The 23,364-nt window shown below is 65.9% G+C and carries 16 protein-coding genes; 7 read left to right on the forward strand and 9 right to left on the reverse strand.

Annotated features, from left to right (window positions below; all coding sequences use genetic code 11):
- Window positions 1-304 precede the first annotated feature (304 nt).
- Window positions 305-2,083, reverse strand: a complete 1,779-nt coding sequence (locus tag C8J25_RS13790; protein WP_107954916.1) for an IlvD/Edd family dehydratase — start codon at window positions 2,081-2,083, stop codon at window positions 305-307.
- A gap of 81 nt (window positions 2,084-2,164) precedes the next feature.
- Window positions 2,165-3,256: a LacI family DNA-binding transcriptional regulator gene (locus C8J25_RS13795; protein ID WP_107954917.1), complete on the reverse strand. Its 1,092-nt coding sequence runs from the start codon at window positions 3,254-3,256 to the stop codon at window positions 2,165-2,167.
- 415 nt (window positions 3,257-3,671) lie between these two features.
- Between C8J25_RS13795 and C8J25_RS13800 the strand changes: the two genes are divergently transcribed.
- A complete protein-coding gene (locus C8J25_RS13800) occupies window positions 3,672-5,225 on the forward strand; it encodes an aldehyde dehydrogenase (NADP(+)) (RefSeq protein ID WP_107954918.1) in 1,554 nt (517 codons plus the stop codon).
- A gap of 326 nt (window positions 5,226-5,551) precedes the next feature.
- Complete coding sequence (locus C8J25_RS13805) at window positions 5,552-8,674, forward strand: hybrid sensor histidine kinase/response regulator (RefSeq protein WP_107954919.1); 3,123 nt, start codon at window positions 5,552-5,554, stop codon at window positions 8,672-8,674.
- 304 nt (window positions 8,675-8,978) lie between these two features.
- On the opposite strand, the gene C8J25_RS13810 is transcribed toward C8J25_RS13805, so the two are convergent.
- Entirely contained in the window at window positions 8,979-10,574 is a 1,596-nt protein-coding gene (locus C8J25_RS13810; RefSeq protein ID WP_107954920.1) for an isocitrate lyase, read from the reverse strand.
- Between the two features lie 257 nt (window positions 10,575-10,831).
- Here C8J25_RS13810 and C8J25_RS13815 point away from each other — a divergent pair, with 257 nt between their 5' ends.
- From C8J25_RS13815 to C8J25_RS13835, 5 genes are all read left to right on the forward strand, one after another.
- Complete coding sequence (locus C8J25_RS13815; protein WP_107954921.1) at window positions 10,832-11,413, forward strand: SRPBCC family protein; 582 nt, start codon at window positions 10,832-10,834, stop codon at window positions 11,411-11,413.
- Window positions 11,414-11,444: 31 nt separating this feature from the next.
- The gene (locus tag C8J25_RS13820) at window positions 11,445-12,623 is read left to right on the forward strand and encodes a zinc-dependent alcohol dehydrogenase (protein ID WP_107954922.1); all 1,179 of its coding nucleotides are present in this window, start codon (window positions 11,445-11,447) and stop codon (window positions 12,621-12,623) included.
- A gap of 12 nt (window positions 12,624-12,635) precedes the next feature.
- Entirely contained in the window at window positions 12,636-13,421 is a 786-nt protein-coding gene (locus tag C8J25_RS13825; RefSeq protein ID WP_107954923.1) for an SDR family NAD(P)-dependent oxidoreductase, read from the forward strand.
- A 29-nt stretch (window positions 13,422-13,450) separates the two neighbouring features.
- Window positions 13,451-13,936, forward strand: coding sequence for a DUF4142 domain-containing protein (locus C8J25_RS13830; protein ID WP_244187098.1), 486 nt, complete (start codon window positions 13,451-13,453; stop codon window positions 13,934-13,936).
- A 122-nt stretch (window positions 13,937-14,058) separates the two neighbouring features.
- Window positions 14,059-15,729 carry a formate--tetrahydrofolate ligase gene (locus C8J25_RS13835; RefSeq protein WP_107954924.1) on the forward strand — a complete coding sequence of 557 codons (1,671 nt, stop codon included), beginning with the start codon at window positions 14,059-14,061 and terminating at the stop codon, window positions 15,727-15,729.
- Between the two features lie 43 nt (window positions 15,730-15,772).
- On the opposite strand, the gene C8J25_RS13840 is transcribed toward C8J25_RS13835, so the two are convergent.
- From C8J25_RS13840 to C8J25_RS13865, 6 genes are read right to left on the reverse strand one after another with little or no spacing between them, the layout of a single operon-like run.
- Entirely contained in the window at window positions 15,773-17,659 is a 1,887-nt protein-coding gene (locus C8J25_RS13840; RefSeq protein WP_107954925.1) for an XrtA/PEP-CTERM system amidotransferase, read from the reverse strand.
- On the reverse strand, window positions 17,660-19,135 hold the full coding sequence (xrtA, locus tag C8J25_RS13845) for an exosortase A (protein WP_107954926.1): 1,476 nt from the start codon (window positions 19,133-19,135) through the stop codon (window positions 17,660-17,662).
- On the reverse strand, window positions 19,132-20,406 hold the full coding sequence (locus C8J25_RS13850) for a glycosyltransferase (RefSeq protein ID WP_244187099.1): 1,275 nt from the start codon (window positions 20,404-20,406) through the stop codon (window positions 19,132-19,134). The genes xrtA and C8J25_RS13850 overlap by 4 nt, the downstream gene beginning before the upstream one ends.
- Complete coding sequence (locus C8J25_RS13855; RefSeq protein WP_107954927.1) at window positions 20,403-21,440, reverse strand: FemAB family XrtA/PEP-CTERM system-associated protein; 1,038 nt, start codon at window positions 21,438-21,440, stop codon at window positions 20,403-20,405. Before C8J25_RS13855 ends, C8J25_RS13850 begins: the two co-directional genes overlap by 4 nt.
- The gene (locus tag C8J25_RS13860; RefSeq protein ID WP_244187101.1) at window positions 21,437-22,282 is read right to left on the reverse strand and encodes an XrtA system polysaccharide deacetylase; all 846 of its coding nucleotides are present in this window, start codon (window positions 22,280-22,282) and stop codon (window positions 21,437-21,439) included. The genes C8J25_RS13855 and C8J25_RS13860 overlap by 4 nt, the downstream gene beginning before the upstream one ends.
- A 1-nt stretch (window position 22,283) precedes the next feature.
- On the reverse strand, window positions 22,284-23,357 hold the full coding sequence (locus C8J25_RS13865; protein ID WP_107954928.1) for an ExeA family protein: 1,074 nt from the start codon (window positions 23,355-23,357) through the stop codon (window positions 22,284-22,286).
- Window positions 23,358-23,364: the final 7 nt, after the last annotated feature.

Below are 23,364 nucleotides of genomic sequence, written 5' to 3' on the forward strand. Positions count from 1 at the left end.
TACCCCGGCGGAAGCGGGCCCAGTTGGCGAGGCGGAAATAACGGCGGCCCCTCCTCCGCTAGCAACGTCCCCCAACTGGGCCCCGGCCTTCGCCGGGGAGGCGTTTTTTGGGGGACGACTCCGGTTCATGATACCGCGTCTCGAGGCGCCTGGCCGCCTCGCTCGGTCACTCCAGCGGAGGCGCGAAACCATATTGGCTGAACCCTGCGCATTCATCGCAAGGCTCAGCCAATATGCATTCTCGGCGCGGAAGATGATCAGTGACTCAAGGATGGGGTGAGACACCGAGCCCCGCCCTCAGCCCTCAGTGATTGTGCCGAGGCGTCTTCGCCGAAATCCCGCGATACTTCACCGCGAAGTCCAGCACGCCCCCCTCGGCGAGCTGCCCAGTCTTCTCGCGGTACAGTTCCTCCCACGGCGTATTGCTCTCAGGCACCGGTGGCAGCCCCTCGCCTTTGCGCCGCGCGATCTCGTCGGACTCGACCAGCGCATCGCACCGACCCGTAACCAGATCGATCCGCACGACGTCGCCCGTCCGGATCCACGACAGTCCGCCGCCGACAGCACTCTCAGGCGACACGTTCAGGATCGACGGGCTGTCCGACGTCCCCGACTGCCGCCCGTCGCCAAGCGTCGGCAGCGCCAGCACACCGCGCTGGATCAGCGCATCGGGCGGCTGCATGTTGACGACTTCCGCCGAGCCCGGCCAGCCGATCGGCCCCGCCCCCCGGATCACCAGAATACAGCCCTCGTCGATGTCGAGCGCGGGATCGTTGATCCGGTGGTGATAATCGTCCGAGCCCTCGAACACGATCGCCCGCGCCTCGAACCGATCTTCCGCGCCCGGCGTCGACAGATACCGCGCGCGGAACGCCGGCGAGATTACCGATGTCTTCATAATACCGAAGTCGAACAGATTGCCCTTCAGTACCAGGAAGCCCGCGCGCTCCATCATCGGTGCGTCGAACGGCTTGATCATCTCGCGATCGCGCGTCTCGCGGCCAGCGATGTTCTCACCGATCGACCGGCCCGTGACGGTCAGGCAGCTAGTGTCGAGCTTCCCGCCCGCAATGAGTTCGTGCAGCACCGCAGGCACACCGCCCGCCCGGTGGAACCGCTCACCGAGATACTTGCCCGCCGGCTGCATGTTGACCAGCAGCGGCAGGTCGTAGCCGTGATCCGACCAGTCCTCCGGGTACAGCGTCACGCCGGCATGCTGCGCCATCGCCATGATGTGCGGCTGCGCGTTGCTCGACCCGCCGATCGCGCTGACCACGCGGATCGCATTTAGGAAGCTGTCGCGCGTGAGAATCTTCGACGGGCGCAGGTCCTCATACGCCATCTCGACGATCCGCCGCCCGGTCTCGTACGCCATCTGACCGCGCTCGCGGTACGGTGCGGGAATCGCCGCGCAGCCGGTAAGCGACAACCCTAGCGCCTCGGCGACCGCGTTCATCGTCGAGGCCGTGCCCATCGTGTTGCAATGCCCGGCTGACGGCGCGCTGTCGGTGGCGCGGTTGAGGAACTCCTCCTCGTCGATCTCACCCGCGGCCAGCTTGCGCCGGCTACGCCAGATCACGGTGCCCGACCCGACCAGTTCGCCGTCATGCCAGCCGTCTAGCATCGGCCCGCCCGACAGCACGATCGCGGGGATATCGACGGTCGACGCCGCCATGATGCCTGATGGCGTCGTCTTGTCGCACCCAGTGGTCAAAACCACCGCATCGATCGGATAGCCGTACAGTGTCTCGACCAGACCGAGATATGCGAGGTTGCGATCGAGCGCCGCGGTTGGCCGCCGGCAATTCTCGAAGATCGGATGGACCGGGAACTCCATCGCGATGCCGCCTGCGTCGCGGATTCCGTCGCGCGTGCGCTTGGCGAGTTCGAGATGGATGCGGTTGCACGGGCTCAGGTCGCTGCCCGACTGCGCGATACCGATGATCGGCCGCCCCGAGCGCAGTTCCGCCGGGGTAAGCCCGTAATTCATGAAGCGTTCGAGATACAGCGCGGTCATGTCCGAGCGGGCGGGATCGGCGAACCAGTCGCGCGATCGGAACGGCTTCACCGGTACACGGTCCACTGCAAACTCTCCTGAACGCGGTCGATTATCTTATGGGAGCGCTACCGCGACGGTCGTCGGTCGGTCAAGCGCCAGTCGATACTATGCGTGAACACGCGACGGTGGTCGGCGACGCGGCGCAGCGTCCGACTGACGACGCACCAGCGTGTAATCGAGAACGACGTGGCCGTTCGCATCCTTGCCGCCGCTGCGACGATTGAAGATCGCCGAGACGAGAAGTTCGACCGCCGCACGCGACATGTCGGCGATCGGCTGGTGGATCGTCGTCAGTTCGGGCCAGATCGTCGTCGCGAGCGCGCTGTCGTCGAACCCGCACACCGTCAGGTCGCCCGGCACGTCCAGACCGCGGCGATGCGCGACCGCGACGGTCGCCGCCGCCATGTCGTCGTTGCTGGCGAAGATCGCGGTGGGCGCATCCTTCGCGTCGAGCAATTGCTCGGCACCGTCGAGCCCGGAGCGATAGGTAAACAGGCCGCTCACCACCAGCGACTCGTCGGGCGCCAGACCGGCATCGGCGATCGCCGCGAGATACCCTTCGTGACGAAGCCGGCTTGCGGTCTGGTTCGGGTTGCCGATAATGAATCCGATTCGCGAATGACCAAGTTTAACAAGGTGTTCGGTCATCGCGCGGGCCGCTTCGAAATCGTCGATCGTCACGGCGGCCGACCCTTCCGGTGGGGACCCGGTCGCGACGACCACGGTCGGCACGCCGGCCTCCGTCAGCACGTCGAGCACCGCACGCGAATCGCACAGCGGCGGCGGCAGGATGACGCCGTCGATGCCGCTCTCGATCATGTGCCGCGCGACCTCGATCTCATGGTCGCCGATGTCGCATTTCTCGACGATCAACTGCACGTCGCTGCGGCTTGCCTGTTCGAGGCTGCCGACCAGGAACTCGCTCAGATACGCAGCGCTCGGGTTGCTGTAGAGTAGGCCGATCCGCATCTGCCCGCCGCCGGCCAGGCTGCGCGCGGCGCGGTTGGGTGCGTATCGCAGCGTATCGATCGCGACGTTGACCGCCTCGCGCGTCGCTTCCCGAACCTTCGCTTCCCCGTTGATGACGCGCGAGACGGTCATGGGTGAGACGCCTGCGAGAACCGCGACGTCGGAAATGGTGGGTGCGCCGCTTCTGCGGCCCGAAGTGTTGCGCGGCTTGCGCGTGGCGAGGCTCATGCCGCGCTTTTTAGCAGGTGATCGCAATATTATCAGCATGTAATCTGAGTTACTGTGGTCGTATACTCAGAGAACATCGCGCCGCGGCCGTTCGCACTTGCGTGTTATCGCTCCCAAGATTAGTCGGACAATCGGGTTTTGCCTTACCGGGCAGCAAGCACATATGGGACGGACGGGGAGTGCGCGTGCGATACGATCTGATCCGTACACTCTACCCAAGCCATGGCCGCGGTGTCACATTGCCGTCCGCGACTGCTGCTACACACTGGAACATGGTTCGCCTTCGCACCACATTGGAGCAGGTAGCCGAGAGTGATAGCGCGACCTTTGTGGCCTCGGCGCATCTTGGCCGACGATTTCCCGACGCACCGCCGTTCCGGTCGGCGCGTCCCTCGATTTGATTTGGAGAACTGACATGGACGGTACCTTCCCGATCGGCGCGCGCGCCGTAGACAGCGACGTCACCTTCCTCGCGATCGACCCGTCGACCGACGCAAAGATCGAACCCGCCTTTGCCGTTTCGAGTGAAGAAGACGTCGCGGAAGCCTGCAAGCTCGCCGAAGCAGCGTTCGATACCTTCCGCGAGACCGACCCCGAAACGCGTGCGAAATTCCTCGAGACGATCGCCGACGAGATCGAGGCGATCCACGATCCGCTCGTTGCTCGTGCGATCCAGGAGAGCGGCCTGCCCCGCCCACGCCTCGAAGGCGAGCGCGGTCGTACCACCGGTCAGCTCCGCTTGTTCGCCAAGCATCTCCGCGCTGGCACCTGGGCCTCGGTCATCATCGACGAAGCACAGCCCGAGCGCAAGCCCGCCCCCCGCTCCGACCTGCGCCAGCGCCGCATCGCGGTCGGCCCCGTCGCGGTGTTCGGCGCGTCGAACTTCCCGCTCGCCTTCTCGGTCGCTGGCGGCGACACCGCGTCCGCACTCGCCGCCGGTTGCCCGGTGGTCGTCAAGGGCCACCCCGCGCATCCCGGCACGTCGGTGATGGTCGGCAAGGCGATCCAGGCCGCGGTCGCCAAGTGCGGCCTGCCGGAGGGTGTGTTCTCGCTGGTCCAGGGTCCCGCCAACGAACTGGGCGCGGCACTCGTCAAGGACGCTCGGATCAAGGCGGTCGGCTTCACCGGCTCGCGCGGCGGTGGCCTTGCGCTGGTCGCACTCGCCGCAGCCCGCCCCGAGCCGATCCCGGTCTATGCCGAGATGAGCAGCGTCAACCCGGTGATCCTGTTCCCCGCAGCCCTCGCGGCGCGCGGTGAAGCGCTCGGCAAGGCCTATGTCGGCTCGCTGACGATGGGCTCGGGCCAGTTCTGCACGAACCCCGGCATCGTCGTCGCGGTCGATGGCCCGGATCTCGACACCTTCGTCGAAGCCGCCGCGGCTGCGCTTGGCGAGGCTGCGCCGCAGGTCATGCTGACCCCCGGCATTCACGCCAGCTACGACAAGGGCGTCGCCGCGCTTGCCGGTCACGATGCAGTCGAGACCCTCGCCCGCGGCACCGAGGCCGAGGGCGCAAACCGCGGTCGTGCAGCGTTGTTCTCGACCACTGGGAAGGCGTTCGTCGCCGACCCTGCGCTGTCGCATGAAGTCTTTGGTGCGGCCTCGATAATCGTCCGCTGCGCCGATCTCGCCGAGGTCCGCCAGGTTCTCGAACAGGTCGAGGGTCAGCTGACGATCACGCTGCAGATCGACGACGGCGATTATGCCGACGCTGCAGCGATGGTGCCGGTGCTCGAGCGCAAGGCTGGTCGCATCCTCGCGAATGGCTGGCCGACGGGCGTCGAGGTCGCCCCTGCAATGGTCCATGGCGGGCCTTTCCCCGCAACGTCGGACCCGCGCACGACCTCGGTCGGTACAGCGGCGATCGAGCGCTTCCTGCGCCCGGTCTGCTACCAGGACCTGCCGGATGCGCTGCTGCCGAAGGCGGTCAAGCACGACAACCCGCTGGGCCTGCCGCGCACCGAGGGCTGATCGACCGAGAGAATGAAGGGCGCGCTGCCGAACGACAGCCCGCCCTTCTTTGTTCTCCCGCGAAGGCGGGAGCCCAGTCTGGGTCCCCGCCTTCGCGGGGAAACAGGGTTGAGTTCGGCTACCCCGTACCACCCCGGCGAAAGCCGGGACCCAATTGGAGAGGTCGCAATAATGGAGCGGAGCGCGCCGTTAGCTACGTCACCCAATTGGGCCCCGGCCTTCGCCGGGGTTGGTGTTCGCGCGATCGATAAGGTGCGCTCAGGTACAGTCCCCCCCAAACACCCCTAATCATTGACAGGCGTGCGCGCGATACCCACTAGTCCGGCATGACAACGCCTGACTCGTCGCGCACCATTTCCCTGCCCGCAGACCTCGGCAGCTACATCGACGAATTGACCGATGGAGGGCATGGCGACGCCGCCGCCATCGTCCGCACCGCGCTCGAGCAGATGCGCGACCGCAGCGCCGCCTTGGCCGCACCAGCGGAAATCCTGATCGGCGGCGGCGAATGCGGGATGCTCGTCCGCCAGCGCGACTGGGGCGCGACGTCGCTCGGCCCGATCGACTCGTGGCCCGCCGAGCTCCGCGTCACGCTCGCCAACATCCTCAACTCGCCCGTCGCCAAGGTCGTGATGTGGGGCCCCGAGCACATCATGCTCTACAACGACAGCTACCGCGCCGTCGCCGGCGACCGCCACCCGGCCGCGCTCGGCAGCCCGGTCGCGACCGCGTTCCCCGAGGTGTGGGACTGGAACCGCGCGGTCCTCGAAGCAAGCCTGCGCGGCGAGACCGTCGCCTATCGCGACCAGCCGATCCTGTTCCGGCGCCCCGAAGGCCCCGAAACGCTGACGCTCGACCTGTTCTACACGCCTGTCTATTGCGCCGGTGGCACAGTCGGCGGCGTCCTGTGCACGATGGTCGACAATAGCGGCCGCGTCGAAGCCGAGCACCGCCTCGCCGCCAGCGAAGCCGAACTCCGCCGTGTCACCGACGCCGTGCCGATGCTGATCTCGTACGTCGATCGCGACCACGTCTATCGTCTCGCCAACGCGCAATATGACGAATGGCTCGGCATCTCGCCCGAGACGATGATCGGCAAGCCCGTCCGCGACGTGCTCGGCGACGCGGTCTACCAGGATCGCCGCCCCTCGTTCGAGCGCGCGTTGGCCGGCGAGAGCTTCATCGCGCAGACCGTCTTTCCGCACCGCGACGGCCGTCCGCGCCGCTCCGAATTTCGCTATGTCCCGCATGTCCAGGCGGACGGCGCGATCGCCGGCATCTACGTGCTCGGCATCGACGTGGAGGATCGCGCCGAACGCGAGGCCGCACTCGGCATCAGCAACGGCCGCTTCCGCACCGCGATGGATGCGGTCCACGGCGTGCTCTGGACCAACAGCCCGGACGGCCGAATGATCGGCGAGCAACCCGGCTGGGCGACGCTCACCGGCCAGTCGATCGACGAATACCAGAATTTCGGCTGGGCCGACGCGATCCACCCCGACGACGTCGCATCGACGATCAAGGCGTGGACCGCCGCGGTCCTGAACAAGTCGATGTTCGTGTTCGAACACCGCGTCCGCCGCCATTGCGGGGCATGGCGCACCTTCGCGGTCCGCAGCCTGCCGATCCTCGACGCAGGCGGCGAAGTCATCGAATGGGTCGGCGTCCACACCGACATCACGCATCAGCGCGCCGCCGAGGCCGCCCTGCGCGAACAGGCCGAAGCGCTCGCCCGCCAGGTCCGCCACCGCGAGCGCGCCGAGGATCAGCTCCGCCAGCTCAACGAGACGCTGGAGGCGCGCGTCATCGCAGAGATCGGCGAGCGCCGCGAGGCCGAAGCCAAGCTCGCGCAATCGCAGAAGATGGAGACCGTCGGCAAGCTAACCGGCGGCGTCGCGCACGACTTCAACAATCTGCTCCAGGTCGTTTCGGGCAATCTCCAGCTGCTCGGCAAGAACCTCGCCGGCAACGAGCGTGCGGAGCGCTGGGTCGCCAACGCGATGGCCGGCGTCACACGCGGCTCGAAGCTCGCCTCGCAGCTGCTCGCGTTCGGGCGTCGCCAGGCGCTCGAGCCCAAGGTCGTCAACGTCACGCGGTTCGTGCGCGGGATGGACGACATGCTGCGCCGCGCGATCGGCGAAGGCGTTGAGATCGAGACCGTGGTCGGCGGTGGCCTCTGGAACACCTTCATCGACCCCGCGCAGATCGAGAACGCGCTGCTCAACCTCGCGATCAACGCGCGCGACGCGATGGAGGGCCAGGGCAAACTCACCATCGAGCTCGGCAACGCCCACCTCGACGACGCCTATGCGCGCAGCCACGAGGAGGTTGAAGCCGGGCAATACGTCCTGCTCGCGGTGTCCGACACCGGCAGCGGCATGTCGCCCGAAATCATCGAGAAGGTGTTCGAACCGTTCTTCTCGACCAAGAGCGAAGGCAAGGGGTCGGGCCTGGGTCTGTCGATGGTCTACGGCTTCGTCAAACAGTCCGGCGGCCATGTGAAGATCTATTCGGAGGTCGGCGAAGGCACGACGATCAAGCTCTATCTGCCGCGCGCGATGGAGAGCGAGGACGTCGAGGTCGTCGCCGATGCAGGGCCGATCTGCGGCGGCACGGAGACGGTGCTGGTGGTCGAAGATGACGACGAGGTCCGCACCACCGTGGTCGAGCTGCTCACCGATCTCGGCTACAGCGTCCTGAAGTCGGTCGACGCGGCCAGCGCGCTCAACGTGGTCGAGAGCGGCGTGCCGATCGACATCCTGTTCACCGACGTGGTGATGCCCGGAACGTTGAAGAGCCCGGAACTCGCACGCAAGGCAAAGGAACGGCTACCCAATCTCGTGGTGCTGTTCACATCGGGCTATACCGAGAACTCGATCGTGCACGGCGGCAAGCTCGATGCCGGCGTCGACCTGTTGTCGAAGCCATATTCGCGCGAGGCGCTGGCACGAAAGTTCCGCGAAGTGCTGGCCAATCGGCAACGTGGCGATGCTCCGGCCGCCAAGGTCGCGCGCGACGCGCGGATCGAGGCGGACCGGCGGCTGGACGCATCGGCACGGCGCACCGTCCTGCTGGTCGAGGACGACGAGATGATCCGCGCGAACACTGCCGAGATGCTGCAAGGCAGCGGCTTCGTGGTGGTTGACGCGGCGAGCGCGGAGGATGCGATGACCGCGCTCCAGACCGTGCCGATCGACGCGCTGGTGACCGACATCAACCTGCCCGGCTTGTCGGGGCCGGACTTCGCCCGCACCGCGCGCGCGCTGCGGCCGGGCGTGGGGATCGTCTTCGCGAGCGGTGACACCGCGTCGGTTCAGGGCGATACGGATGCGATCATGCTGGAGAAGCCGTATGGGCTCGATGCGCTGACGGCGGCGGTGCTGGCATCGCTGGGCGGGACGGCGCTGGCGGAACCGCTTGCGGCGGACCGGGTGGACCCGGCGGAGTAAAGCTGGTCGGCGTGACTTACGCGACGGTGCTACGATCCTCCCCCGCCAGGGGGAGGTGGCAGGCGCTTGCCTGACGGAGGGGGAGGCAAGGGAAACCTCTGTTCCGTGTCTTCCCCCTCCGTCACCTTCGGCGACACCTCCCCCTGGCGGGGGAGGATCACTCGATACGGATGTCGGCTTTCGCGAGCCTCTTCGAAACTAGGCTACGCGCCGCGGCAAAGCCGCGTCGTCGGACGGGGCTTTTGGCCCCGCCGGCCGGGCGTGATGCCGGATCCGCGCCGGAGCTTTCGCTCCGGCTTGGGCATCACGCCGCAAATTGATTCATTGTATTATGCGCGCCGCCAGCCTTCAGCGCAGCCTCACCCGCAAAATACTCCTTATGGTCGTCGCCAAGATCCGAGCCCGACATGTTCTGGTGCTTCACGCAGGCAATCCCCTCACGGATTTCCTTGCGCTGGACGCCCTTCACATAGCCGAGCATCCCCGCATCCCCGAAATACTCCTTGGCAAGATTGTCGGTCGAAAGCGCAGCCGTGTGATACGTCGGCAGCGTGATCAGATGGTGGAAGATCCCCGCGCGCTTTGCCGAATCCGCCTGGAAAGTGCGGATGCGTTCGTCGGCTTCGTCGGCGAGCTTGGTGCCGTCGTAATCGACGCTCATCAACCGCGCGCGATCATAGGTCGACACGTCCTCGCCCGCAGCAGACCAGGCATCGAACACCTGCTGGCGGAAGTTCAGCGTCCAGTTAAAGCTCGGTGAGTTGTTATAGACGAGTTTCGCGCTCGGAACGACCTCGCGGATGCGGTCAACCATGCCGGCGATCTGTTCGATGTGCGGCTTCTCGGTCTCGATCCATAGCAGGTCGGCGCCGTTTTGTAGCGACGCGATGCAGTCCATCACGCAACGATCCTCGCCGGTCCCCGCGCGGAACTGGAACAGGTTCGACGGCAGGCGCTTGGGACGCAGCAGCTTGCCGTCCCGGTTGAGGATGACGTCGCCGTTCTGCGCGGTCGCCGGGTCGATCTCCTCGCAGTCGAGGTACGAGTTATACTGATCGCCGAGGTCGCCCGCCTCCTTGCTGACCGCGATCTGCTTGGTGAGGCCGGCACCGAGCGAGTCGGTGCGCGTGACGATGATGCCGTCCTCGACGCCGAGTTCGAGGAACGCGTAGCGGCACGCGCGGACCTTCGCGAGGAAGTCCTCGTGCGGCACGGTGACCTTGCCGTCCTGGTGGCCGCACTGCTTCTCGTCGCTGACCTGGTTCTCGATCTGGAGCGCGCAAGCCCCCGCCTCGATCATTTTCCGCGCGAGCAGGTAGGTTGCTTCTGCATTGCCGAAGCCCGCATCGATGTCGGCGATGATCGGCACGACGTGCGTCTGGTGGTTCTCGATCGCGTTGAGCAGGCGCTGTTCCTCGATCGCGTTACCGGACGCACGTGCCGCGTCGACGTCGCGGAACATCATGCCGAGTTCGCGTGCGTCGGCCTGGCGCAGGAAGGTGTAGAGCTCCTCGATCAACGCGGGGACACTGGTTTTCTCGTGCATCGACTGGTCGGGCAGCGGGCCGAACTCGCTCCGCATCGCGGCGACCATCCAGCCGGAGAGGTAGAGATACCGGCGGTCGGTGGTGCCGAAATGCTTCTTGATGCTGATCATCTTCTGCTGCGCGATGAACCCGTGCCAGCAACCGAGCGACTGCGTGTAGTTCGCCGGATCTGCGTCATAGGCTGCCATGTCCTTGCGCATGATCGCCGCGGTATAGCGCGCGATGTCGAGACCCGTGGTGAACCGGTTCTGCAACCGCATCCGCGCGACGGACTCGGGCGAGATCGCGTCCCACGTGCCGTTTTGGTCGGCGATGAGGTTGGTCAACTGGGCGATGTGCTTCTGGTAGGTCACGGGCGGTCCTCGTCTGCTGCGATGATCGACTTGTAGGTATGTTTACATCGCTCAGCGGCCGAAAAGCCCCGAGATTGGCGTGCGAGTGTAACGAACGCCGGCTCCCGGATGTGACGATGTAAACTTCGTGACACTGAGCGGATTCTGCGCGGGGCCGAATGTCCTGATCGATATCAAGTCTTGCAAATTCAAGACCAAGGCGGCGGAACATAGGTCTTCGGACACTGTTGGAAGGACTTCGCAGCCAGGAGACGGTGATGACTGAAAGCGATCCAAGAGATGACGCTCCACTAAGCACGTCCAAGCGAAGCGACGCCGTAGCGGACGCGACGCAGGACCTTGCGGACGGCAAGGGCAGCAGCATCGTTGCCCGTGCGGTTACAATCAATCGCCCGGTCGGCGAACTGTTTGCCTATTTCCGCGATTTCGCGAACCTTCCGAGTTTCATGGAGAATGTCGAGCGTATCGACGTCCTCGACCAGCGCCGCTCGCATTGGGTGGTCAAGGGTCCGGCGGGCAAATCCTATGAATGGACGTCGGCGATTACCGACGAAGCGCAGGACGGCTTCATCGCATGGTCGTCGGAGGATGGCGCCGATGTGCCTAACAGCGGCCGCGTCGAGTTTCGGGATGCGGGCGCGCGCGGCACGGTGGTCGTTGCGACCATCCTGTACGATCCGCCGGGCGGCGTGATCGGCAAGCTGATCGCCAAGATGTTCCAGCGCGAACCCGCGATCCAGGCCCGCCGGGACCTACGCCGTTTCAAGCAGTTGATGGAAACCGGCGAGATCGCGACTGCCGCGATGAACCGCAAGCAGCATGAAGAGGAACTCGCCTAATGCGCGCGATTCTTATTGAGGAGCGACGCTAATGCGCGCTCTGGCATGGCACGGTAAGCACGACGTCCGCGTCGATACGGTCGACGATCCCGAAATCGTCAACCAGCGCGACTGCATCATCAAGGTCACCGCGACCGCGATCTGCGGCTCCGACCTGCATTTGTACGACGGTTATATCCCGACGATGCAGGCTGGCGACATCCTCGGCCATGAGTTCATGGGCGAAGTCGTCGAGGTCGGCGCGAAGTCGACGCTGAAGAAGGGCCAGAAGGTCGTCGTCCCGTTCACGATCGCCTGCGGCAGCTGCTACCATTGCGGCAAGCACCAGTATTCGGCGTGCGACAACGGCCTCCCCGCCGACAATCAGGACATCGCGCAGGAAATCTACGGCCAGCCCATGTCCGGGTTGTTCGGCTACAGCCACATGACGGGCGGCTATGCCGGCGGCCAGGCGGAATATGTCCGCGTGCCGTTCAGCGACGTCGGCCCGATCGTCATTCCCGACGGTGTCGACGACGAGAAGGTGTTGTTCCTCTCCGACATTTTGCCCACCGGCTGGATGGCGGCGGAGAATGCGCAGATCGAGCCCGGCGATACGGTCGCCGTCTGGGGTTGCGGTCCGGTTGGTTTGTTCGCGGTGCAGTCGGCGTTCCTGATGGGCGCCGAACGCGTGATCGCGATCGACCACTTTCCCCACCGCCTGGACCTTGCGAAGAAGTTCGGCGCCGAGACGATCAACTACAAGGAAAGCGCAGTCTACGAGGCGTTGATGGTCATGACCGGCGGGATCGGCCCCGACGCGGTGATCGACAGCGTCGGCCTGGAAGCACACGGTTTCTTCGTCGACAACGTCGTCGACCAGATCAAGGCCTCGACCTTCCTCGGCACCGATCGCGCGCATTCGATCCGCCAGGCGATCATCGCCTGCCGCAAGGGCGGGCGCGTGTCGATGCCAGCGGTGTATGGCGGGTTCATCGACAAGTTCCCGCTCGGTGCGCTGATGGAGAAGGGGCTGACGCTCAAGACCGGCCAGACGCACGTCCAGCATTACATGCCCGCGCTGCTCAACGCGATCATGGAGGGCAAGATCGACACCACCTTCCTGATCTCGCACCGCATGGACCTGGAGGACGCCCCCAAGGGCTACGACATGTTCAAGAACAACCAGAACGAAGTGACGAAGGTCGTGCTCAAGCCCGGCTTCAACTGAGGATGACTGACAATGGCCGATAAATTTGCGATCATCACCGGTGCCTCGACGGGCATCGGCTTCGAACTGGCGACATTGGCGGCGAAGGACGGCTACGACATACTGGTCGTAGCCGACGAGGCGTTGATCGACGCCGCCGCGCAGGACTTCAAGCAGTTCGGCACCGATGTTCAGTCGCTCCAGGCCGACCTCTCGACGATCGAGGGTGTCGACCAGCTTCTGGCGGCGACGAACGGCCGGACGATCGATCTGGTCTGCGCGAATGCCGGGCGCGGGCTCGGCAAGGCGTTCCTCGACCAGGATCTGGCCGAGTGGCGCAAGGTCGTCGACACCAACGTCATCGGCACGGCGTATCTGTTGCAGAAGGTGCTGCCGCCGATGGTCGCGCGCAATGCGGGCAAGGTGCTCGTGACCGGATCGATCGCAGGGTACATCCCCGGTGCGTTCCAGGCGGTGTATAACGGCACCAAGAGCTTCGTCGACAGCTTCGTCGCGGCGATCCAGAACGAGATCAAGGATGCGGACGGCGTCACGCTGACCAACCTCATGCCCGGCCCGGTCGATACCGAGTTCTTTGACCGTGCGCACATGCTCGACACCGACGTCGGCACCGATCCCAAGAAAAGCGATCCCGCCGACGTCGCCAGGGACGGCTGGGACGCGCTGATGTCCGGCAAGGCCGCGGTTGTGTCGGGTTGGAAGAACAAGATCCAGTCGGCGGTCGCCAACGTCACGCCGAACGCCGTGCTCGCCGAGATGCACCGCAAGATGGCCGAGCCCGGCACCGCGAACGATTGAACGACAGTTTCAACAGGAGAGAGAAGACCATGACACGATTTCTGACTGCCGCCGCGCTGATCGCGCTACCGATTGCCGCCGTCTCTGCACAGGCACCGATGCCCGCATCCACCTATGTGATGAAGGCCGGCGCCGGCGACCTGTATGAGAAGACGTCGAGCCAGATCCTGCTCGAGACGACCACCAATCCGAAGCTCAAGAGCTTTGCGCAGATGATGATCACCGATCACACCAAGAGCTCCGAGGACGTAAAAGCCGCGGCGATGGCGGCGCATGTGAAGGTCGCACCGCCTAAGCTCGATCCGATGGGTGCCAAGAACGTCGCGGCACTTCGCGCGGCGAAGGGCACGGCGCGCGACCGGCTGTACGTGACGCAGCAGAAGGCGGCGCATGCCAAGGCACTGACGTTGCAGCAGGGCTATGCCGACAAGGGCACCGTGGCGGGCCTGAAGACGGTCGCGGCCGGGATCGTGCCGGTCGTCCAGTCGCACATCACCGAACTGCAGACGATGTAATCATACGGCGTCCTATCGACGGCGGATTACAGACGGCGCTCGCTTCACAAAGCGGGCGCCGTTCTGCATTCGGGACTCCTAATCGTCTGGAAAGCCATCCCCGGCCCCGCTAGGTCAGCGCCATGGAAACCGATATCGCCATCGCTCGCAGCGTCGCCCTGCGCCCTATCGCCGCCATCGCCGAGAGCCTGCTGATTCCCGACGACGCGATCGAACCTTATGGCCGGTACAAGGCGAAGATCTCGCTCGAATGGCTGAACGCACGCAAGTCTCCGGCGAACGGCAAGCTCATTCTCGTCACCGCGATTAACCCGACCCCGGCAGGCGAAGGCAAGACCACCACCTCGATCGGCCTCGCCGACGCGCTCCGCCATACCGGGCGCAAAGCCGTCCTTGCTCTTCGCGAACCCTCGCTCGGGCCCTGTTTCGGGACCAAGGGCGGCGCAACCGGTGGTGGTCGTGCGCAGGTCGCGCCGATGGAGGATATCAACCTCCACTTCACCGGCGATTTCCACGCGATCACAGCGGCGCACAATTTGCTCGCGGCGATGATCGACAACCATATCCACTGGGGCAACGCGCTCCAGATCGACGTGCGGCGCGTGGTCTGGCGGCGCGTCCTCGACATGAACGACCGCGCGCTGCGCGATATCGTCCAGTCGATCGGTGGCGTCGCCAACGGCTATCCCCGCGAGTCGGGCTTCGACATCACGGTCGCGTCGGAGGTGATGGCGATCCTGTGCCTCGCCGACGGGCTCGCGGACATGGAACGGCGGCTGGGCGATATCGTCGTCGCCTATACGCGCGACCGCACGCCGATCACCGCGCGCGACCTGAAGGCGGACGGTGCGATGGCGGTGCTGCTGGCCGAGGCGATCAAGCCCAACCTCGTCCAGTCGCTGGAGGGGACGCCGGCGTTCCTCCACGGCGGACCGTTCGCCAACATCGCGCATGGCTGCAACTCGGTGATCGCAACGCGGGCGGCGCTCTCGCTCGGCGATTACGTCGTGACCGAGGCGGGCTTCGGCGCGGATCTCGGCGCGGAAAAGTTCTTCGATATCAAGTGCCGCCAGGCGGGACTCGCCCCCGATGCGGTGGTCATCGTCGCGACGGCGCGCGCGCTGAAGATGAACGGCGGTGTCGCCAAGGCGGACCTGGGGCGTGAAGACGTCGACGCGGTACGCCGCGGTGCGGTCAACCTTGTCCGGCACATCGAGAACATCCGCCAGTTCGGCGTGCCCGCGGTCGTCGCGATCAACCATTTCTACACGGACAGCGACGCGGAGATCGCTGCGATCGTCGAGGCCGCTGCGCACCACGGCTCGCGCGCGATCCTCTGCCGGCATTGGGCCGATGGTGGCGCCGGTGCGGTCGAACTGGCCGACGCTGTCGCCGAGCTTTGCGACGGGCACGGGGGCGGGTTCGCGCCGATCTATGGCGACGAGCTGTCGCTGTTCGACAAGATCGATACCGTCGCACGCCGCATCTACCGCGCCGAGCACGCCGTCGCCGAGCCGAGCGTCCTCGCGCAGTTGAAGCGCTGGGAGGATGCGGGCTACGGCCATCTGCCCGTCTGCCTTGCGAAGACGCAGTACAGTTTCTCGACCGACCCTGCCCTACTCGGTGCGCCGACCGGGCACATCGTGCCGGTGCGTGAAGTCCGGCTCGCGGCCGGTGCCGGGTTCGTGGTCGCGATCTGCGGGGAGATCATGACGATGCCGGGCCTGCCGCGCGTGCCGGCCGCCGAGGCGATCCGGTTGAACGCTGATGGGCTGATCGAAGGGCTGTTCTAAAACTCTAAAGTCCTCCCCCGCCAGGGGGAGGATCAAATGATTGCTACCCGAACATCCGCTTCATCGAGCGTTCGAGCATCACGAACTGCCACAAGGTCCGACCGTGTTCCGCACGCCCCATCCGGTGCTCGTCGGCGATCCGCGCGATCGTCGCCATGTCGAACCACCCCGTCTCGCCCAACGTCCGCGACTTGGCGAGCGCGGTCGCCTCGCCTGCCAGCGCGCCACGGAACCAGGCGCTGATCGGCGTCACGAAGCCCATCTTCTGGCGATAGAGGATGTCGCGCGGCAGATACGGCTCCATCGCCTTCTTCATCAGCCATTTGCCCTCGCCGTGCCGCAACCGCATGGTCGCCGGCAGCGTCGCGCAGAACTCGATCAGGCGGTGGTCGAGCAGCGGTTCGCGCGCTTCGAGGCCGACCGCCATGCTGGTCCGATCGACCTTGGTCAGGATGTCGCCGGGCAGCCAATGCTTGATGTCGGCATATTGCGCGCGGTCGATCGCGTCGCGGGCGGGCGCGTTCGCCATCGTCGCGACATAGCGGTCCTCGGCCCGGTATCCACCGAGCTTCGCGCGAGCGCCGGCGTTGAACAGCTGCGCGCGGAGTTCGGGCGTGGTGACGCCGACCGAGCGCGCATAGGCCTCACCGCCACCTTGCGCGAGCGCGAGCAGCGTCGACTTCGCGCGAAGCGGCCGCGGCGCCCAGTCGGCCTTCGGATACCAGCGGCCCAGCGTGCCGAAGACGTCGGCGCGGAGATGCGACGGCAGCAAGCCGCGGACGCGCTCCTCGACCGACTGGAACTTGTAGCGGCGGTATCCGGCGAGCGCTTCATCCGCGCCATCTCCAGACAGCGCGACGGTGACGCTCTCCCTGGCCAGCGCGCAGACCTGATAAGTGGCGAGCGCGGAGGCGTCCGCAAAGGGCTCGTCGAAGCTCGCGACCAGCGTATCGATCAGCCCGAAATCACCAGACTGGACGACGCGCTCGCGGTGATCGGTCGCAAAACGCCGCGCGACGGTGTCGGCATAGCTGCGCTCGTCATGCCCGGCCTCGTCGAACCCGATCGTGCAAGTCCGGACCGCCTTCGGGCTGGCCTCCGCCATCAGCGCGACGACCGCGGAACTGTCCACCCCGCCCGACAGGAACGCACCCAGCGGCACGTCGGCGACCATGCGCGACCGCACGCCGGCCCGTATGCGGTCGACCAGTTCCTCGCCCAGCGCTTTGGCGGAACCAGTCGCGCGGTTCGAGAAGTCGACGTCCCACCATTTGCGCGGCTGCGGCACCGACTTGCCACGCTCGACCAGCAGGAAATGCCCAGCCGCGAGCTTCTTGACGCCCGCGACCATGCAGGAGTCATCGGGGACGTACCCGAACGCCAGGTAATCCTCGACCGCGTGCAAGTCCGGCACGCGGCGAAGTTGTGGATGCGCAAGCAGGCCCTTCAATTCCGACGCGAACGCCAGCGACCCGTCCGCCAGTTCGACATAATGGAGCGGCTTCACGCCCATCCGGTCGCGCGCGAGAAACAGCGTGTGCGCGGCAGTGTCATGGATCGCGAAGGCGAACATGCCGTTCAGCCGGTCGAGCATCGACGGCCCCCAGGCGCGCCAAGCATGCAGCAGGATTTCGGTGTCGCCGGACGTTCGGAAGATCGCACCCTTCGCGGCCAGTTCGTTGCGTAGTTCGGCGAAGTTATACACCTCGCCATTATAGGTGATCGTCAGCGAGCCATCGGACATCGGCTGCGGCGAGCCTTCGAGGTCGATGATCGACAGGCGGCGATGCCCCAGACCAACGCCGGGCGCGGTCCAGATGCCGTCTCCGTCGGGGCCGCGATGCGACAGCGCCGCGATCATCGCGTGGACGCGGTTCGGGTCGACCGGCTTGGGCGTGCCGGGGTGGAAGATCCCGGCGATGCCGCACATCTAGCGCATCCCCGCGGAGTGATCGGCGACCGGCGCGATCGGTCCGAGCGCGGCAAGGAAGCGCGCGATCGGGCGTGGATCGGCGCCCTCGACCGACAGGTGGATCGCCACCGCGCGTTGCGGCCCCCCGAGCAACCGCGCCTTCATCGTTTCGATCTTCACCAGCGTTTCGTCCTGCGCGGTCGTGTCGCCGACCCGGTACCACGTCGCGACGATCCGCTCTACGGGTCCCGGCGCAGTGATCCGCATGACGCTACCGCCTGCAATATTCGGCAAATCGGCGACGCGGACCCAGCGATCTTCCTCGCGCAGCACGCCGGTACCGTAGGCGATCAGTTCCTTGCCCTCATGCTGGCTGCCGAACACCGCGATGCTCATGTCGACCTGCGCGCCGGTCGCGTCGGCGTAGCGGCCGAACAGATAATGGTCCGCGCCGGGGTAATAGGGGGTCCACGGCGCGCGCGTGCTAACCGGAACGCGCTGCCAGCCGGCGATCTCGGGCAGGTCGATATGCGCGGGAAGGGGCTGTGCGCGGCTGGCGACTGCCGCGCTCCACGCCGGGAACGCTGCGACAGTGGCTAAGACCAACGCCGTCGCGATGGCGAGATCGGTCCCGTGATGTGGTGTCGCCTTAAGCTTCGCCGGATCGAACGCGGGATCATCGGGTGCGCGGTCAAACCAGCGCCAGCCGATGGCCATCACGCCCGCCATGACCAGCGCGAAGAACACCCAGCCATAGACGATATGATCGATCCCCGTCGCCGCCTCGACCGAAGTGAGGTCCGCCGCCCAGATCGTCCCGAACGCGCGGAAGCCATTGGCGATAACGGGCACGACGACGGACACGACTAGGAAAACCGCGCGGCGCTTCCACGACACGAAGCAGAGGTTGGCAACGAGCACCCCGAACGCGACCATCGCGATGACGAACTTGGCGCCCGAACAGGCCTCGGCCATCTCGAAATAATAGCGCCCGGCGTGGATCAGCACGCCGTCGACGACCGCGGGTACGCCGACGAGGTGGAGCAGCGGCATGACGATCGCGACCGTGACGGTCTGCAGCAGCGGTTCGAGGCCCTCGCCGAACGGCACGAGGAAGAACGCGTAGGCGAGCGGGAAGAGCAGCCCGCGCGCGACGTTGGGGCCGAGGATCGTCACGACCGCGCCTTGCAACATCATGATGAGCCCGAGGTGGCGCGCGAACCCGACCGAGGCTGCATCGCCCATCAGCCAGCCGAACCCGCCGATCGCGACTAGTGCGAGGCCAGGCCACCAGCCGGTCGGGGTCAGTTGCGCCAGCTCGGCACGGCGTTGCCAGAGCAACCACACGATCACGGGGCCGATGAATAGGCAGTGGCCGAAGGTGGTGCTGGTCCACCAGATATGCGCGAGATCGGCAACGTCGCTTCGGAACGTCAGGAGTATCAGCACCGCGACGACCGCGAGCGCGATGCCGTGACGACGCCATGCGGTCATTCCGAGAGGCCGAGCAGCGCGTCCAGCGGCGCGAGGCGTGTGTCCCAGCCGTAGCGGCGGATGACCTGCGCGCGGGCGGACTGGCCAAGCGCAGCTGCCGTGTCGGGGGCTTCGATCAGGTCGCAGATGCGGTCGGCGAACTCCTGCGCGGTCGTGGCGACATGGATCGTGCCGGCATGGTCGATGCCCTCGGCCGCGGCCGTCGAGGCGACGACGGGGCGCGCCATCGCCATCGCCTCGAGCACCTTGTTCTGGATGCCGCGGGCGAGTTTCAGCGGGGCGACGCAGACGTCCGCGGCGGCGAGCCAGCCCCGGACGTCGTCGACCGCGCCAGTGACGGTGACGTGATCGCTCGCGAGCGCCTGAACGGCGGCGCTCGGCGCCCGGCCGACGATCGCGAAGTGGGTGGGAAAGCGTTGGCGCACGAGCGGGAGGATGTCGCGCGCGAACCAGATGACGGCGTCAATGTTGGGCCGGTAGTCCATTTGGCCGGTGAAGACGATCAACGCTTCTGCCCCCCTCCCTGAAAGGGAGGGGTTGGGGGTGGGTCGGCCCGCTTGGGTCGCAGCTGGTGGAGAATACGGAAGCCGACCCACCCCCGGCCCCTCCCTTTCAGGGAGGGGGGAAGATTGGCGGGCGAAGTTAGCTACCGGATCGAACTTCGCCGAATCGATGCCGTTCTCGACCGCAATGATCCGCCCGGTTGCCCCACCCTCCCGGAACAACCCCGCTTCAGCCTCGCTGACGAACAGGCTGGCCGACACCCTGCCCGCCACCTCACGCTCGAACGCGCCGAGCAGCCGAGCCTCGCGGCGCATCATCCACCGCATCGGCCCCGATGCGTCGTCGGCAAAACCAGCGAACTTGGCCGAATCGACGTCGACGAGATCCATGACGACCGGCGGACCGCCAACCGGCAGATACTGCGCCATCTGGCCGGAGAAGCAGTAGACCCTGCTAACCTCGGGCAAGACACGATCGACGGCATCCTGCATCGCCGCGCTCGCAAATGCGGTCAACGAAACGGGCTTACCTGTCGCTAGCGCTTCAATCGCAGCACGTTTCTGAGACTTCTGGCGTGGCAAGATCGCGCAACTCGCCACCATATCGGTGAATACGGCAGGCGGATCTAAGTCGGCTTCGTCGTCGGCGAACGCCACCAGATGCACCGGCGTTCGCGTCGCCAGATACTGGAGTATATGGAAACTGCGGATCTTGTCGCCGCGGTCGGGCGGAAAGGGGATGCGGTGCGCCAGGAAGAGCAGGCTCACCCCAGGCCTCGGGAAATCCACGGTCCTGCTGCATTGGCCGCCCAGAGCGGGAGCTTTTTCCACGTCCGCACCATCAGCGCGTATTTCGGGTTCAGCGGATTCACCTCTCGCGCGGGGCCGCCGCTGCGCTTGGCATAGAGTCGCGGCTGGGGCGTGAAACCCCAGTTCTTCTTGAACGCCGCCGCCCCCGTACCGGTCTTCGAACGGCCAAAATCGAACCGGGTGCAACCACGCGCGCGGGCATGCGCCATCAGCGCGAAATACATCCGGTCGTTGGCGCGCAAGCCGCGCGCAGCATCGGTCCCGCCGCCCCAATAGGGATAGACAGTGGCGTTGAAATACAGGCTCAAGACGCTCGCAACAGCGCGGCCTTTGTGTCGAACGGTGAGAACATCTGCATCCATCACGCTCGCAACGCTACGGAAAAGCTTAGCCGGGAAGACCGGCGTGCCAAGATTGCGAACCGACTCCGCATAGACTCGGTAGTGCTCGGCCAGCATTGCCCGGTCGTTGCCAATGACGATCTCTAGGTCGAAGCCGAGTGCCCGACGGACTTCGGCACGCTGCTTTCGGGGGATCGCGAGCAGTTCCGCATCGTCATCCGCGGCCAGGTCGCGAACGAAGCCTAGATAGCTGGTGTCATCGCTATCCCAGCCCCTAGGCGCAGGGCCTCCACGCAACTCGACCGAGGGACAACCGGTTCGCAGCGCAAGGTTCCAAGCGCCCGCCGACAGCGGTTCGACCGCATCACCCAAAATGCCGCCATCGACGCCAAACCCGGTCGACACGAACGCGCGCCCGAACAGTGGCGAGCGCATCTCGGTCAACGGCAGCACGCCGTCGATCGCGCCTCCGTTCTCCGACACCAGATAATGCGCGCACTGGCCGCAGCCGTCCTGCGCCGCGAGGCTCCAGGCGGGCAGGTGGAACGGCGTGGCGCCGTCGCTGGCCTCTACGAACGCCGTGATCCGCGCATATTCAGCCGGGTCGCGAAGGTCCGCTCTGCGCACGCCGACGGGCATCGGCGCGGTCACGCCAGCCGCGCCGCTTCGCGCGCTACGACAGTGTCCACACGGCCCCAATCGTGCCGGCCAAGCAGTCCGCGCAACTTGCCGGCCATCGCGCCGAGCCGCGAATAGTGACGGATCTTAGACCGCATAGGTGCCGCATCGACACGCGGCTGCGCGGGGTCGATCTCCCAAGGGTGGAAATAGAACATCGCCGGGCGGTCTTCGAGATTGACCTGCCGCACCGCGAGATCGGTGATCGCCGCCGGGAGCAGCCGGAAGAACCCCCCGCCGGTCGCCAGCTTGCGCTCGCCGAACTTGGCCACCGTCACCGGGACTTCGATCAGCGCGCTGTCGGGCAGCGGCTTGAACCCGTAGCGTGGCGCATCAAGCCAGCCGTAATGATCGTGCTTCACCGGCGCAACGCTGGAGGAATAGGCATAGCCCGACTCGGCCAGTTCGACATGCGCCCAAGGCGTACGCTGGTCGATCGAGAAGCTCGGCGCGCGATACCCGGTAACCTTCGTCCCCGCCGCATCCTCGATCGCCGTCCGAGCGCGCAAAAGATCGGCGCGGAAAAACTCGGGCGTCATCGTGAAGACGCGTTGGTGGTCCCAGCCGTGACTGGCAACCTCATGTCCGGCGTTGACGATGCGGCGGATCAGGGCGGGGTAGCGGTGGGCTACCCAGCCTAAAGTGAAGAAGGTTGCCTTCGTGTCGCGCTCGGCGAACAGGGCCATGACCGCGTCGGTGTTGGCCTCGACGCGCGGCTGGAGCGAGTCCCAGTCGGCCTTGTCGATCACCTTCTCGAACGCGCCGACCTGGAACCAGTCCTCAACATCGACCGACATGCCATTGAGAACAGGCATTTCAGGCAGCATCGTGCCAGGCGGCCACACCGCGGATGGGTGCGTATTCCGGCTTGGTATCGTCGCCCTCGACCCAGTCGACCAGCAGCGTCAGCACGCGACGTAACGCCTTGTCCTGCATGTCCACCCGCGCCTCTAGTTCAGCGAGCCGCTCCTCGACCGCAGGATCGGTGATCGGCGTGTCGACACGCGGCGTGGACACGGGTTCGCGCGGTTCGTACGCGTTATGCGCACCTTTTCCGCGATCCTGCGCAATCATTGGCAGGTCGCCCTCAAGGTCACGTTGCACCGCCCGTACCGTATCGCCGTCGATCACCGTGAGGTCGTCGATCGCCGCGTGCAGCATCACCCGCCCGGCAAGCTGGTTCAGACGACGCGGCACGCCAGCCGACCCGGTGAAGAACGCCGCGAACGCATCCTCGGTAAAATCGGGGTTACCCGTCCAGCCGACCACCGTCAGGCGGTGCGCGAGATAATCCGAGACCTCATGCTCCTCCATCGGATCGAGATGGTGGATCGCGATCACGCGCTGGCGGAGCTGTTCGAGACGCTCCGAGCCGTGGAGCCGGTCGCGGAACTCGGGCTGTCCGAGCAGGACGATCTGCAGCAGAGCATGGCCGCCAGCCTGGAAGTTCGACAGCATCCGCAGTTCTTCGAGTGCATCGACGGGCAAGGCCTGCGCCTCATCGACGATCAGCAGCGTCCGCTTGCCGGTGCGCGCGACCGCGTGCAGCCCGCGCTCGATCGCGGTGAGAAGCTCGGCCTTGCTCAGCCCGGCGGGATCGACCTGCAGATCGGTAGCGACGATCCGGAGCAGGTCGTCAGCCTCAATCGCAGTCGAGACGAGCTTGATCGCGTTCAGGCGCTGCAGGTCGATCGTGTCCATCAGGTGACCGACCAGCGTCGTCTTGCCCGCGCCGATATCGCCGGTGATGACGATGAAGCCCTCGCCCTGCGCCAGACCATAGCCGAGATACGCCATCGCCTTGCGGTGGGTGGCGGTCTCGAACCAGAATTTGGGATCGGGGGTGAGCTGGAAAGGCCGACCCGTCAGTCCATAATGTTGATCGTACATAAGCTGC

It is taken from the genome of Sphingomonas faeni (assembly GCF_003053745.1).
Taxonomy (GTDB): domain Bacteria; phylum Pseudomonadota; class Alphaproteobacteria; order Sphingomonadales; family Sphingomonadaceae; genus Sphingomonas; species Sphingomonas faeni.

What these genes read in the sequence shown, in the direction of transcription:
- C8J25_RS13795 (WP_107954917.1), bottom strand. Translation starts at nt 3,256, where the DNA reads ATGAGCCTCGCCACGCGCAAGCCGCGCAACACTTCGGGCCGCAGAAGC.
- C8J25_RS13800 (WP_107954918.1), top strand. Translation starts at nt 3,672, where the DNA reads ATGGACGGTACCTTCCCGATCGGCGCGCGCGCCGTAGACAGCGACGTC.
- C8J25_RS13805 (WP_107954919.1), top strand. Translation starts at nt 5,552, where the DNA reads ATGACAACGCCTGACTCGTCGCGCACCATTTCCCTGCCCGCAGACCTC.
- C8J25_RS13815 (WP_107954921.1), top strand. Translation starts at nt 10,832, where the DNA reads ATGACTGAAAGCGATCCAAGAGATGACGCTCCACTAAGCACGTCCAAG.
- C8J25_RS13820 (WP_107954922.1), top strand. Translation starts at nt 11,445, where the DNA reads ATGCGCGCTCTGGCATGGCACGGTAAGCACGACGTCCGCGTCGATACG.
- C8J25_RS13825 (WP_107954923.1), top strand. Translation starts at nt 12,636, where the DNA reads ATGGCCGATAAATTTGCGATCATCACCGGTGCCTCGACGGGCATCGGC.
- C8J25_RS13830 (WP_244187098.1), top strand. Translation starts at nt 13,451, where the DNA reads ATGACACGATTTCTGACTGCCGCCGCGCTGATCGCGCTACCGATTGCC.
- C8J25_RS13835 (WP_107954924.1), top strand. Translation starts at nt 14,059, where the DNA reads ATGGAAACCGATATCGCCATCGCTCGCAGCGTCGCCCTGCGCCCTATC.
- C8J25_RS13840 (WP_107954925.1), bottom strand. Translation starts at nt 17,659, where the DNA reads ATGTGCGGCATCGCCGGGATCTTCCACCCCGGCACGCCCAAGCCGGTC.
- xrtA (WP_107954926.1), bottom strand. Translation starts at nt 19,135, where the DNA reads ATGACCGCATGGCGTCGTCACGGCATCGCGCTCGCGGTCGTCGCGGTG.
- C8J25_RS13860 (WP_244187101.1), bottom strand. Translation starts at nt 22,282, where the DNA reads ATGCCTGTTCTCAATGGCATGTCGGTCGATGTTGAGGACTGGTTCCAG.
- C8J25_RS13865 (WP_107954928.1), bottom strand. Translation starts at nt 23,357, where the DNA reads ATGTACGATCAACATTATGGACTGACGGGTCGGCCTTTCCAGCTCACC.